Origin of the sequence: Janthinobacterium sp. SUN118 (assembly GCF_030397695.1) — a bacterium.
Taxonomy (GTDB): Bacteria; Pseudomonadota; Gammaproteobacteria; order Burkholderiales; family Burkholderiaceae_D; genus Janthinobacterium.
The window spans coordinates 1,207,943-1,220,687 of the sequence record NZ_JAPUBV010000001.1 but is presented as its reverse complement, the minus strand read 5'-3'; the positions used below and the strand labels follow the sequence as shown (position 1 = coordinate 1,220,687).

Annotated in this window: 15 protein-coding genes; 5 read left to right on the top strand and 10 right to left on the bottom strand. The window is 66.1% G+C overall.

Annotated features, from left to right (window positions below; genetic code table 11):
* The first annotated feature begins 58 nt into the window (after positions 1 to 58).
* The 3 genes from O0880_RS05560 to O0880_RS05550 all read left to right on the top strand — a co-directional run bounded on the left by O0880_RS05560 (position 59) and on the right by O0880_RS05550 (position 1,942).
* Entirely contained in the window at positions 59 to 256 is a 198-nt protein-coding gene (locus O0880_RS05560; RefSeq protein ID WP_071322532.1) for a hemin uptake protein HemP, read from the top strand.
* 88 nt (positions 257 to 344) lie between these two features.
* Positions 345 to 683, top strand: coding sequence for a hypothetical protein (locus tag O0880_RS05555; protein ID WP_289885524.1), 339 nt, complete (start codon positions 345 to 347; stop codon positions 681 to 683).
* A 32-nt stretch (positions 684 to 715) separates the two neighbouring features.
* A complete protein-coding gene (locus O0880_RS05550; RefSeq protein WP_289885523.1) occupies positions 716 to 1,942 on the top strand; it encodes a DUF2325 domain-containing protein in 1,227 nt (408 codons plus the stop codon).
* Positions 1,943 to 1,979: 37 nt separating this feature from the next.
* Here O0880_RS05550 and O0880_RS05545 read toward each other — a convergent pair whose 3' ends face one another.
* From O0880_RS05545 to O0880_RS05520, 6 genes are all read right to left on the bottom strand, one after another.
* Entirely contained in the window at positions 1,980 to 2,531 is a 552-nt protein-coding gene (locus O0880_RS05545) for a glutathione peroxidase (protein WP_071322530.1), read from the bottom strand.
* Positions 2,532 to 2,600: 69 nt separating this feature from the next.
* On the bottom strand, positions 2,601 to 3,965 hold the full coding sequence (locus tag O0880_RS05540) for a sulfite reductase subunit alpha (RefSeq protein WP_289885522.1): 1,365 nt from the start codon (positions 3,963 to 3,965) through the stop codon (positions 2,601 to 2,603).
* 13 nt (positions 3,966 to 3,978) lie between these two features.
* Entirely contained in the window at positions 3,979 to 5,007 is a 1,029-nt protein-coding gene (locus O0880_RS05535) for an FAD:protein FMN transferase (protein ID WP_289885521.1), read from the bottom strand.
* A 30-nt stretch (positions 5,008 to 5,037) separates the two neighbouring features.
* Positions 5,038 to 5,862 (bottom strand): DUF4198 domain-containing protein, encoded by an 825-nt coding sequence (locus O0880_RS05530; protein ID WP_071322527.1) that lies wholly within the window; start codon positions 5,860 to 5,862, stop codon positions 5,038 to 5,040.
* 12 nt (positions 5,863 to 5,874) lie between these two features.
* Complete coding sequence (locus O0880_RS05525) at positions 5,875 to 6,390, bottom strand: DUF2271 domain-containing protein (protein ID WP_071322526.1); 516 nt, start codon at positions 6,388 to 6,390, stop codon at positions 5,875 to 5,877.
* A gap of 32 nt (positions 6,391 to 6,422) precedes the next feature.
* Positions 6,423 to 7,076: a PepSY-associated TM helix domain-containing protein gene (locus tag O0880_RS05520; protein ID WP_289885520.1), complete on the bottom strand. Its 654-nt coding sequence runs from the start codon at positions 7,074 to 7,076 to the stop codon at positions 6,423 to 6,425.
* Between the two features lie 263 nt (positions 7,077 to 7,339).
* Here O0880_RS05520 and O0880_RS05515 point away from each other — a divergent pair, with 263 nt between their 5' ends.
* Entirely contained in the window at positions 7,340 to 7,837 is a 498-nt protein-coding gene (locus tag O0880_RS05515; RefSeq protein WP_289885519.1) for a pyridoxamine 5'-phosphate oxidase family protein, read from the top strand.
* 91 nt (positions 7,838 to 7,928) lie between these two features.
* Positions 7,929 to 8,528 carry a DUF2239 family protein gene (locus tag O0880_RS05510; protein ID WP_289885517.1) on the top strand — a complete coding sequence of 200 codons (600 nt, stop codon included), beginning with the start codon at positions 7,929 to 7,931 and terminating at the stop codon, positions 8,526 to 8,528.
* A gap of 16 nt (positions 8,529 to 8,544) precedes the next feature.
* Here O0880_RS05510 and O0880_RS05505 read toward each other — a convergent pair whose 3' ends face one another.
* The 4 genes from O0880_RS05505 to O0880_RS05490 form a co-directional block, all read right to left on the bottom strand.
* Positions 8,545 to 8,814 (bottom strand): hypothetical protein, encoded by a 270-nt coding sequence (locus O0880_RS05505; protein ID WP_289885516.1) that lies wholly within the window; start codon positions 8,812 to 8,814, stop codon positions 8,545 to 8,547.
* 221 nt (positions 8,815 to 9,035) lie between these two features.
* Complete coding sequence (locus tag O0880_RS05500) at positions 9,036 to 9,401, bottom strand: KGG domain-containing protein (protein WP_289885513.1); 366 nt, start codon at positions 9,399 to 9,401, stop codon at positions 9,036 to 9,038.
* A 200-nt stretch (positions 9,402 to 9,601) separates the two neighbouring features.
* Positions 9,602 to 10,270, bottom strand: coding sequence for a ligase-associated DNA damage response endonuclease PdeM (gene pdeM / locus O0880_RS05495; protein ID WP_289885511.1), 669 nt, complete (start codon positions 10,268 to 10,270; stop codon positions 9,602 to 9,604).
* Positions 10,267 to 12,744 (bottom strand): ligase-associated DNA damage response DEXH box helicase, encoded by a 2,478-nt coding sequence (locus tag O0880_RS05490; protein WP_289885510.1) that lies wholly within the window; start codon positions 12,742 to 12,744, stop codon positions 10,267 to 10,269. Before O0880_RS05490 ends, pdeM begins: the two co-directional genes overlap by 4 nt.
* Between the last annotated feature and the right edge of the window lies 1 nt (position 12,745).

Below are 12,745 nucleotides of genomic sequence, written 5' to 3'. Positions count from 1 at the left end.
CACATTCAACAATAATGCAAATACGAATCATTCTCAACTGAGACAAAGAAAGCCCAACATGCAAAGCTCAAAACCAGCCTTGATCCAGGATGCCGCCAGCGCCCACGTCCGCCCTCCCGTCAGCGTGGCGCAGCCGGCGCGCCGCATCACCAGCGAAGCGCTGCTGCAACAGGGCCGCGAAGTGGAGATTGAACACAGCGGCAAGATTTACCGCCTGCGCGTCACCCAATTGAACAAGCTGATCCTGACTGCCTGATCCAGCACCGCAGCCAGCCACCACACTCGCTAGCCAGTCGTGCCCTTCGTGGGCGCCAGCCAGCCAAACCACCGCACAGGAGCGTTTGATGGCGACCGACCGACCTTCTTCGAAGTTTTCTGCCGTGAATGGGCAACAGCCTGAGTTGATGCTGTCGGCCGTGCTGCACCTGATGTCGCATTACCATGCGGGCAGCGCCGGACAGGCGCCGTGTCCGCAACTGGCGTCCGTGATCGAACGCCATCTGCAAGTGCTGTCCGGCCTGCCCGACCTGGGGCCGGTGCTGCAAGCCACTTGCCAGCAACTGTCGCAACAATGGGCCGCGCTCGTCGCGCTGCAGCGGCCCATGCCACCGAAAAGCACGCTCCTCGAACGACTGGCACGCATGCTGAGCGCCAAGCGCCCCGCTTCGCCGCTGCCGCAGTAAACACCATCTCCACCGCCCAACAGGATATCGCCATGTGTGACAAAGACAAGTCCCTGCCAGTCATCAGCAATTGTTCCAGCGGCGAGGCCGATACGGCCGCGCTCGCCTCACGCCGCCGGCGGCTGTGGGAACTGTCGCATACCTGCCATTGCCCGCTGGTCGGCGTCGGCTTGCCGCTCGGTTACTTGCGCAAGCTGGTCGGCAAAATGACGGGCGGGCGCGTGCTGGCCGACGATTACGAAGTGCACGTGGGCGCCGTGACGGAATGCGGCGCGCGCAACCGCCTGTCGGAAGCGCTGCAAAAGGAACTCGAACGCCGCTACGCTCCCGTGATCCTGCGCTTTCGCGGCGCCAAGACGACGGAACAGGTGGCCCAGCTGTGGCGCACGGCCGTCGCCAATGGCGACGTGTCGGGCGCCTTCTGGGCGGGCCTGACGCACCCGCGCTGCGACGCCGAGCTGGAAGAGCAGATGTGCCGCGACCTGCACATGATCCAGCACCAGGCCGGCGCCTGCGTGCGCGCCGACATGGGCAAATTTACGGCCTTGCAGGAAGAAAATACACGCCTGACGCACGAACTGGCCAAGCTGCAACAGCGCAGCCAGGCCATGCTGCTGGAAAAGACGGGCGACCTGGAACGCCAGGAAGCCGTGCTGCTGCGCACGCGGGCCGAATCGATCGGCAAGGATAGCGTGATCGACGGCTTGCGCGCCGAACTGACGCAATTGCAGGCGGCCATCCCGGCGCTGGAATCGCGCACGCGCCTGGTCGAGCGCCTGGCGCAGATGGATGAGCGCGAAAAGGAATTGCGCCAGCAAATCACGGAATTGAAGCAGGCCCAGCCGCGCCCGGGCGCCGCCGCGCCGCCGCCGGCACCGAAGCTGGAAGTGCCCACGGGCGGCAAGCTGAAGATGCCGATCCGCCTCGTCGATCAAAGCGTGCTGTGCGTAGGTGGACGCAGCGGCAATGTCGCCACCTACCGCGCCCTGATCGAACGCGTCGGCGCGCAGTTCGCCCACCACGACGGCGGCCTGGAAGACAATGCCAACCTGCTCGATTCGAGCCTGGCGGCGGCCGACCTGGTGATTTGCCAGACCGGCTGCATCAGCCACAGCGCCTACTGGCGCGTGAAGGATTACTGCAAGCGCACGGGCAAGCGCTGCGTCTTCATCGACAACCCCAGCATCTCCAGCCTGGCGCGCGGCTTGCAGGAAGTGAGCGGCGAGATGGAACCGGCCGCGCTGGACGCTGCCGAGTAAGACCAGCCACGGGCGGCGCATGCCGCCCGCAGCGCCGCTATGCCTGCAGCTCGCGCTCGATGGCGTCGCGCAGCAGTGCGTCGTCGACCGTGGTGTCGGGCGCGAAACGCCCCACCACCTTGCCCTCCTTGCTGATCAAGAACTTCTCGAAGTTCCACAGCACGTCGTCCGGCTGCTCCTGCGTGATGCCGTAGCCAGCCAGCTTGGCGCGGAAATCGCTGCCCGGCTTTTCCTGCGCGCGCGGCTGCTCCTGCACCAGGCGCTGGTACAGCGGATGCTGGCCCGGGCCCTTGACGACGATCTTTTCAAACATGGGAAATTGCACGCCGAAGGTGCCACGGCAAAAGTCAGCGATCTCGTCGTTGCCGCCCGGCTCCTGCGCGCCGAATTCATTGGCGGGAAAACCGGCCACCACGAGGCCGTCGGCCTGTTTGTCTTCATACAGTTTTTCCAGCCCCGCATACTGCGGCGTCAGGCCGCAGGCGGAAGCCACGTTGACCACCAGCACGACCTTGCCGCGATACGCGTCCAGGCTGCTGGCTTCGCCATTGATGCGGCGCAAGGGAATGTCGTAGATACTCTCGCTCATGATGGTACTCCCTGGGTGAAACAGCCATCATAGCCGCCTGCGCGCGAACGCGCTGGCGCCGGAAAAAAATCAGTAGACGTCGCGCCGGTAGCGCCCTTCGGCCGCCAGCGCGTCGAGCGCGGGCCGGCCCAGCATTTCTTGCAGCGCCTGGTCGACGCCGCCCGCCATGCCGGCCAGGCTGCCGCAGATGTAGATGGCGGCGCCCTGCTCCAGCCAGAGCCTGACTTCGTCGGCATTGCCGCGCAGGAGGTCCTGCACGTAGGTCCGCTCGGCCTGGTCGCGCGAAAACGCCAGGTCCAGGCGCGGCAGATCGCCGCTCGCATGCCAGCGTTCAATTTCTTCACGGTAATGGAAATCGTGGGCCGCGTTGCGCTCGCCAAAGATCAGCCAATTGCGCCGCTGGCCCGCCAGCACGCGGCTTTTCAGGTGGCCGCGCAAGCCGGCGATGCCGCTGCCATTGCCGATCAGTATCAGGGGGCGCCGGGCATTGTCTTCCAGGCGGAAACGCCGGTGCTGGCGCAGGCGCAGCTGCACCACGTCGCCGATGGCCGCCTGCGCCGTCAGCCAGCCCGACGCCAGGCCCAGGCTGCCGTCCGGATGCGCATGCTGGCGCACCAGCAGGTGCACGCCGCCATCGCGCGGGACCGAGGCGATCGAATATTCGCGCGGCTGCGACGGCTCGAGCGGCGCGGCCACCTGCACCAGGTCGCCCGACTGCCATTCCGGCAAGCTGCCTGCGGCCGGCGCCAGCTCCACGTGATAGATGGCGCCGCCGGCGCTGCCCGGGTTGAGCAAGCGCCTGTGCGTCAGGCGCCAGTCGCCGAAGGCGGGGGCGCTCCAGTCCGGCGCATCGCTGGTGCCGGCCAGGTGGCTCAGGTGCTGGAACCATTGCTCGATGGCGGCGCTGGCGCTGCGGTCGACCTCGATGCGTTCGAACAGGCGCGCCGCGCCCTGCGCCGCCAGCCAGGCTTCGAGCGCGCGGCCAAAGCCGCAGAAATGGCCATAACTGCGGTCGCCCAGGGCCAGCACGGCGTAATGCAATTGCGGCAGCGCCAGCTCGCCCGTCATCAGGCGCCCCATGAAGGCGGCCGCATTGTCGGGGGCATCGCCTTCGCCATAGGTGCTGACTAGGAACAAGGCCCGTTCCGCTTGTTGCAGATCAATGGCCGTCAGTTCGGCCAGCGCGCACAGGCGCACGGGGATGCCGGCCAGTTGCAGGCTGTGCGCCGTTTGCGTGGCCAGTTCCTCGGCATTGCCCGTCTGGCTCGCATACGCCACCAGCCAGGGACGGTTGTTGGCCAGCGCGGCCCTGGCGGCATCGGATGCGCGGCGCCGGGCGCGCGCGCGCAGCCACGGCGCCAGACAGACGCCCGCGTAACTGAGGGACAGGGCGGCCAGCAAGGCCAGCCGCGTCGTATCGTGCGTAAAAATCATGGAAATAAACTGTTCATTCGTCGAGCATGGCCAGCATGTGGCTGCTCAAAAATTCGCGGTAGCCGCGCCCGTCGCGCTGCAGGAAGCGCGCGGCCAGGCCCTGTTCCTCGGCCAGCGCCATGCCGGCCTCGGCACCCAGCACGGTCAGGGCCGTCGACCAGGCATCGGCCGCCATGCATTGCGCATGCACGACGGTAACGGAAGCGAGTTGATTGGCGATCGGCATGCCGCTGCGCGGGTCGATCGTATGCGAAAAGCGCGCCGTGCCGTCCTGGAAGAAACGCCGGTAGTCGCCCGAGGTCGCCACCGACAGGCCATGCAGCGCCAGCATCATTTCCGCCGGCTGCTGTCCCGCCTCGGCGCCATCGACCTGTTCCAGCATGACCCACCACGGCTGGCCGTCGGGCTTGCTGCCGGCGCCGCGCAGCTCGCCGCCCACTTCCACCAGGTAATGGCCGATGCCCTGGCTGTCGAGGTAGCGGGCCAGGCGGTCCACGCCATAGCCCTTGGCGATGGCCGACAAATCCAGCTGCAAGCCGCCGGGCTGGCGCGCGCGGCGGGCCGGCAAGTCCAGCTCCAGGCGGCGCCGCTGGCGCTGCGACTGCAGCAAGGCGACGGTATCGTGCTTGGGGGGAAGAAAACCGGGCTCGTCGTAGCGGTGGCTGGGGCCGAAGCCCCACAGGTTGACGAGGGCGCCCGCGCACGGATCGTAGGCGCCGCCGGATGCCTGCGCCACCTGCATGGCAAACTCCAGCACCTCGCAAAAGGCGGCGGGCAGGCTGTGCCAGCTGCCCGGCTCGGCCCGGTTGAAGCGGCCCAGGTCCGAGTCTTCGCTCCAGTGGCTCATTTGCGCGACGACCAGATCCAGCTGCTGCTGCAAGCCCTGCTGCAAGTCGGCGCTGCCGGCACGTCCCGGCATGGCGGCATCGACCAGGCGCACCGACCAGCTGGTGCCCATCGACAGGCCGCGCAGATCCCGGATCGCGGCGCCGGGCGGCGCCAGCTGATCGGAAATATGCTGCGGCAGCAGGACCCGGCGCATCGGCGCTCTCGCTCGCGAAGATACCGCCGCTTACTGCGGCAGCACTTCCACGGTAGCCGCGTACGTCATGCGGCGCTCGGGCATGGCTGGCGCCTGGCCGGCGGCTGCCGGAGCGGCTGCAGGCCAGGTGCTGCTCAGGTAATACATGCCGGCGGCCGGCACGGTGAAAGTGATTTCGCCCTTGGCATCCGTACTCTGGCGGATTTCGCCGAGCACGCCGCGATAGCGCACGCCGCCTGGCACGAGGCTGAACGCCTGATTCGCCGCCGGCTTGCCGTCGACCAGGAAACGCCACGTGGCTTTCTCGCCCGCGCGCAAGTCGTTCGGATGGGTGACCGGCACGAATTCCAGGCCCACGCCCGTCGGCTTGAATACTTCCGTGCTGGTTTCGCCATTGCTGAAGAAGGTTTCCAGGCGCGCTGCCGTGCGCGTGACTTTCACGTCTTGCGCATCGGCCGGCAAGTCTTTCTTGAAGGTTTCCTCGTTGCCGCGGAAGCGCTTCTGTTCGCCATTTTGCTTGTAGCTGGCCATCACGTTCTGCGACACGATGGCCGCCTTGTAGGTGCCCGGCTTTTCCATCTTGACATCGAAGACGCTGCGCAGACGGCCCGTGACGGTGTTCGCCGGCGCCACTTTCGCGCCGTCCGGGCCGATGACTTGCAGCGCGTCCAGGCGCAGCGGCTGGTGGTCGATCTCGAACAGGCCGTCGGAGACGGCGGCATCCACCGTCACCCAGGCGTCCTTGCTTTCCACCATCGTGCTCGATGGCACCATCCAGCCGCGGTGGGCGTGGGCGTTCATGGCCAGGCCGGCCAGGGCCAGCGCGAGCAATGGCTTGTTCAGTTGTTTCAACATGATGGTGCGCCTTTATGGTTTGAGTTGGACGACGACATTAGCGAGTTCTTCCTTGCCCTTGGCAGGCACGGCCAGGGCTGCCTTCACGGGCCACTGGAACGGCACGCGCACCAGTTCGCGTCCGCCCGCTTCGCGCGCCGCTTCCACCACCAACTGGTACTCACCGGCCGGCAGCTTGTCGAGCAGGGCTTTCGCGCCGGGGAAGGTCAGGGTATGTTCGCCGGGCGCGCGCGTGGCGCCGCTGACGCCGTCGACAGGCATGGCCAGGTCACGGCCGCTCTTGCGCCACCATTGACGCATGTCCTTCAGCCACTTTTCACCGGCCTTGTCCTTCTTTTTCACGTCATACAACACGGCCAGGTTGCCAACCACCTTCTGGTCGGCCGTTTCCAGCCAGGCCGCCACGTAAGGACGATGGTACTCGGCCACGTTCAGTTGTGGGATTTCAATCTTGAGGGCCAGGTCGGCCGCCATCGCCGAAGTGCCGATCAGGGGAAGGCCAAGCGCCAGGGAGTAGCGTAATTTCATGGTGTGCCTGTAAAAAGTAAGGATAAAAACGATCAGTGGATAAACAGCAAGGCGATCGCGCAGGGTATCAGGATACCGAGGCCAACCATCGGCCAGGTAAATGGCCGGTTGGCCGCATGGAACTTCAAAATCAGCAAGCCGGTCAGGCAAAACACGATGCAGGCGGCGGCAAAGATGTCGATGAACCAGCTCCAGGCCACGCCCGTGTTGCGGCCCTTGTGGACGTCGTTGAGCCAGGACACCCAGCCCCGGTCCGTCAATTCATATTCGGCGGCGCCATCTTCCAGGCCGATGCGCACCCAGGCGTCGCCGCCCGCCTTGGGCAGCGGCAGATACACTTCATCGATGCTCCATTCGGCGGGACGGCCGCCCGCGTTGAGCGACCACTGCTGCTTGAGCCAGGTTTCGGCGGCGGCGGGCATCGGGGCGTTGGCGCCATCGTGCTTGGCGGCATACGCTGCCAGTTCCGTGACCAGCGGCGCCGGCAATGCGGCCTTCTGCCGCGTGATCGCCGGCTTGGCTTCGATCTGGCCGGCGTGATTGAGGGTGATGCCGGTGATGGCGAACAGAAACATGCCCAGCAGGCACAGCGCCGAGCTGATCCAGTGCCATTGGTGCAAATTCTTCAGCCAGACGGCGCGGCTGGCATTGTTCCTGGCCTTGTCTGCGGCGCCCGCGTTAGCCATGGACCGCTCCCGGCAAGGAGCGCGCCAGGTGGCGCGACAAGTCATTGTGCTTCATTCCCATCCTTCAATCAGAGTCCATGCGCAAAGTATCCAACAAATGATAATGATTATCATTTATTAAGTCAATACATGGGAGCCGGCGCAAGGGCAGCGTTTTGTAACAGCTTTGAAACAAAGCGCGCCCACTACGTAAGCTGCCGTACAGAGCCATTCGCGGGGTCCACCTATGCTGTTGTTCAGGACAACCACGACGGGAGCACACCATGCCACAGTATTCCAGCGAACAACTGGCCAGCATCGCCGACAAGATCAAGAGCGTCAAGTTCGGCATGCTCACCACCAGCGACGACACGCGCACTCTCACCAGCCGGCCACTGACGCAGCAGCAGGTCGACGGCGAGGGCCGGATCTGGTTTTTCGTTTCAGACGAGGCCGCTTATACGCGCGACTTGCTGAACAACCCGCAAGTCAATGTCAGCTTCGTCGACACGGGCGACAGCCTGTACGTGTCCGTCTGCGGCCATGCGGAATTGCTGAAGGACCGCGCCAAGGCGGAAGAGCTGTGGAGCCCGCTGGTGAAAGCGTGGTTCCCGGGCGGACTCGACGATCCGAAGCTGTCGCTGATCAAGGTGACGATACAGTCGGCCGAGTACTGGGATAGCAGCGCCAGCAAGATGACGCAATTCTTCGAGATGGCCAAGGCCGCCATCACGGGGGAGACGCCGAAGGACTTGGGAGAACATGGCCGCATCGACCTGTAGCGGAACGCAGTAAAAATATTTTACCCGGGTGTTATTAACTCAATTTAATCCGGGTAAAATTACCTGCATGTTCACCCACTGGAGACCAGACATGCACGCACCCGCTCAACTGACCGCCTTTGCCGGCAAACACAAGGTGGCCGCCGGCCCCTTGCATGCGGTGGCGCGCCTGTTGAAAGAATGGGTCACGCGCGACCCCGCCGCGCAAATCCTGATTTTCGACGACGCCACGGGCAGCCAGGTGGACTTGAACCTGCATGGCAGCCTGGAACAGGTATTGCAGCGCTTGCCCCAGCCGCGCATCGAGACGCCGGCGCAGGAAGACCAGGCGCCCGTTCCTGCGCGCACGGCGGGCCGGCCGAAGCTGGGCGTGGTGGCGCGCGAAATCACCTTGCTGCCGCGCCACTGGGAATGGCTGGCGACGCAACCGGGCGGCGCTTCCGTGGCCTTGCGCAAGCTGGTGGAGCACGCGCAGCGCGACAACAAGGCGGCCGATGAACAGCGCCAGGCGCGCGAAGCGGCCTACAAGTTCATGAGCGCGCTGGCCGGCGACGCGGCAGGATTCGAGGAAGCAAGCCGCGCCCTGTTCGCGGGCCGGCAGCCCGCCTTCCTTGTCTGCGTGCAGGAGTGGCCAGCCGACGTGCGCGAACACGTCTTGCGGCTGGCCCAGCGGGGATGGTCCGACAGTTAAAAGATGGGCGGGAAGCTCAGACGCCGGTACTGCCCGTCGTGTCGGGCGCATCATCGGCGCTCTGCCGGTTCTGGCCAGCCACGCCGGACTGGTGATGCGGCAAGCGGTCGGCGCGCCGCACCTCGCCGATGGAAAACAGATCGTCGCCGATATCAAGGCCCTGCTCGCTATCGACCAGCACAAAGCTTTCGGCAGCGTCGACCGTCGTGCTTTGCTTGCTGCCCGCCGTGGACGGCGTGCCGCCCTGGCTGTTGCCCGGATGCGGCGTGTTGGCATTGCCCATCATTTTCTCCCTGAGAGTTGCCTGCGAGTGGGCTGCGGACCCGGCGACAAACCTGCTTGGCAGCGCAGCTATTTCATCATAGTCCATGCCTGCTGCATTGCATCAAAATTTTCCCACTGCCGAAAAATGCAGGAAAATGCAGACGCATGCGTAACGGCCGGCGGAAATGCCTGCTTCCCGCCAGCCATGCTCACGACGCCATAAAGCCTGCCTATTTAGCCTGCCTATTTGTTGCGCGAGCCGGAACCGGAACTTGAGCCGGCACCGCCACTTTGCTTGCTGGCGTTGTCGCGGTTACCCTCCTGGTTCATGCTGGCGTTGTCGCGCGAGCCTCCCGAACTGGCGGCGCTTTGCCGGTTCGCGTCATTTTTATGGCTTTGGCTGCCCGCGCGGCGCGCCTCTTCCGACGTGAATTCATGCGCCGTGCCTTTTTCATGCGCGGCCCGTCCGCCTTCGCTGGCGATTTCACGCTGCTGGGCGGGGTCCATGGAAGCGAAGCCGCGTTTGCTGGTATCGCTTTGCTTGTTGCCGCCACTGCTGGCGCTGCCGCTTTTACTACCTTGCTGTTTATTGTCGCTCGATGTGGCCATGATGATCTCCTTGATCGATAGAACCGGAAAACAGTGCAAACCATGCAATTCGTCCCCTCGCATGGCAAGGGAATCCTCATCTTAGTGCGCACATGGGCCGCAAGAAATAGGAGGATGGCAAGCGCTGATGTAGGATGAGTCCCGCCCCCGGTGGCGCAGTTACATCAAAATAAATACCACAAGTATCATGCCGCATCAGGTCATGGCGGAATGCGGAAAATCGCCGTGTCGGCCGTCACGTAGACGCTCTCGCCGGCGCCCGGCCGCACGGCGTGGCCCCCGGTAAACGCGCCAAACGACGGCAGGATGGCGCGCGATGGCCCCAGCAGGAAACACGGCAGGCGCAGGCCACCTGCTGCCGCGCGCAGATGAAATACGGGATGCACGTGGCCGGCCAGCACATAGCCGGGCGCCACGGTGTCCGGATGGTGGCAAAAGGACAAGGCGCCCACGGTATGCGGCTCATCCACCATGCGGATGCGCAGCGCGGAGGCCGGGTCGCCCGCATGCACATCGTGGTTGCCGCGCACCAGGGTCAGGCGCAAGCGCGGATGGCGCGCGCGCCACGCCTGCATGGCCGCCACGGTGGCCGCCGCGTGGGCGGCGCGCGCATGCAGGAAGTCGCCGAGAAAGACGATTTCCTCGCAGGCATGGGCGGCCAGCAAGGCGTCGAGCGCCCGCAGGTTTTGCGTCGTGGTGCCACGCGGCACCGGCACGCCCAGCGCGCGGAAGGCGGCCGCCTTGCCGAAATGGATGTCGGCCACGACCAGCATCTTGCGCGCCGGCCAATACATGGCCTTGTGCGCCAGCAGCCAGAGGCTCTCGCCCGCCAGCTCCACCGCGCAATGCGCTTGCCGCTGGCCGTTCATGCGGCCGCCTTTTCCAGCGCGCTCACCAGGCGCGCCACGCGGTCCGACAATTTTTCCGTCGTCAGCTGTTCGCGGAAGCGCTCGACCATCAGGCCGAAGGCAAACGGCGTAGCCCGTTCCAGCGCTTGCAGGCTGATCCGCCTGCCCTGCAGCTCCTGCAGGGTGGCGCGCAGCCGCGTCAGTTCCAGCTCCTGCTCCAGCACTTCGCGCTGCGCCTGGCTCAGCAGCAAATTGGCCGCATCGTGCTTGCGGAACACTTCAAAGAACAGCGACGACGACGCCTGCAGCTGGCGCGCGCTTTTCGGCTGGCCCGGATAGCCCTGGAACACGAGGCCGGCGATGCGCGCGATTTCACGGAAGCGCCGCTGCGACAGTTCTGTCGCGTTCAGGCTGGCCAGCACGTCTTCCAGCAGATGGTCGGTGCTGAACAGGGCCAGCCCGGCACCCGTGGACGCGTCGAACAGCGGCGCATAATCGGGCTCGCCGGCGCACAGCAGCTCCAGGCCGTAGTCGTTGACGGCGATGGAAAACGTGGCCGGCTGCACGCGGGCGATGCGGTAGGCCAGCAGCGACGCCAGGCCCAGATGCACGGAGCGGCCCGCGAACGGATACACGAACAAATGCCGGCCCTCGCGGCTGGCCAGGGTTTCCACCAGCAGGGTGGCGCGCGTGGGCAGGGCGGACCAGCGCGCCTGGATGGCCAGCAGCGGCGCCAGCGCGCGCATTTCCGGCCCGCTGGCGCGGCCCTGCTGCGCCAGTTGCAGCTGGTCCAGCACGGCGTGCGCCAGTTCCGACGACAGCGGCATCTTGCCGCCCTGCCAGCGCGGCACGGCGCCGCGGCTGCCCGTGGCGCGCCGCACATAGGCCGTCATCTCGTGCACGCGCACGAATTCCAGGATGCGTCCGCCAAACAAAAAATGATCGCCCTGCTTCAGGCGCGCAATGAACGATTCCTCGATGCTGCCGATCCGCCCGCCGCTCATGAACTTGACCTGGATCGCCGCTTCCGACACGATGGTGCCGATGGCCATGCGGTGGCGCCGCGCCAGCGCCGCATCCGGCACGCGGTACACGCCGTCGTCGTCGGGCAGCACGCGCCGGTATTCCGGGTACGCGGTGAGGCTTTGCCCGCCGCGCGCGACGAAATCGAGCGCCCATTGCCACTCGTCCGGGCTCAAGTGGCGGTACGACCAGGCCGCGCGCACTTCCGCATACAGTTCAAGCGCGCGAAAACCGCCGCCGAGCGCCACCGTCACCAGGTGCTGCACCAGCACGTCGAGCGGCCTGTCCGGCACCGGCCGCGCCTCGAGCTGGCCCTGCGCCAGCGCCGCGCGGGCGCCGGCCGCTTCCAGCAATTCCAGGCTGTTGGTGGGCACCAGGGTCACGCGCGAGATGCGCCCCGGCGCGTGGCCGCTGCGCCCGGCCCGCTGCACCAGGCGCGCGATGCCCTTCGCGCTGCCCACTTGCAGCACCCGCTCGACGGGCAGGAAATCCACGCCCAGGTCCAGGCTGGACGTGCAGACCACGGCTTTCAGCGCTCCCGTCTTCAGGTGCTGCTCGACCCATTCGCGCACCGCGCGGTCCAGCGAGCCGTGGTGCAGGGCGATCAGACCCGCCCAGTCGGGCCGCGCATCGAGCAGGTGCTGGTACCACAGTTCCGCCTGCGAACGCGTGTTGGTAAACACCAGGGTGGTGGCGCTGCCCTCGATCTCGGCGATCAGCGGCTGCAGCATCTGCAGGCCCAGGTGGCCGCCCCAGGGAAAGCGCGTGGGATGGACGGGGATCAAGCTGTCGACGACGATGCGCTTGCGCACCTTGCCTTCGACCAGCACGCCGTCGTTTTCCTCCCCCAGCAGCACGTCCTGTGCCTGGCGCAGATTGCCCAGGGTGGCCGACAGCCCCCACGTCATCACGGCTGCGTTCCAGCGGCGCAAGCGGGCCAGCGCCAGCTGCACCTGCACGCCGCGCTTGCTGCCCATCAATTCGTGCCACTCGTCGACGATCACCGTTTCCAGCAAGCCAAAACGTGCCTGGGCATCCGCCTGGCTCAGCATCAACGACAGGCTTTCCGGCGTCGTCACGAGCACCTCGGGCCAGGCTTTCGCCTGGCGGGCCCGCTGTGCGGCGCTGGTATCGCCCGTGCGCGCCTCGATGCGCCAGCCGGGAGCAAGATCGGCGCCCGAAGCCTGCAGCGCGCGCACGGTGTCGGCCGCCAGCGCGCGCATGGGCGTGATCCACAGCACGCGCAAGCCCTGCTTGCGGCCCTGTTTTCCGCCCCGGCCTTGCAGCCGCTCGGCGCGCAGCAAGGCGCCGAACCACACGGCGTACGTCTTGCCGGAGCCCGTGCTGGCGTGCAGCAAACCCGAGCTGCCCTGCGCGGCGGTGCGCCAGACGGCGCGCTGGAATGGAAACACCGTCCAGCTGCGTCCGGAAAACCACGCGTCGATGCGCTGCGCCAGCGCGCTCTTGCTCATG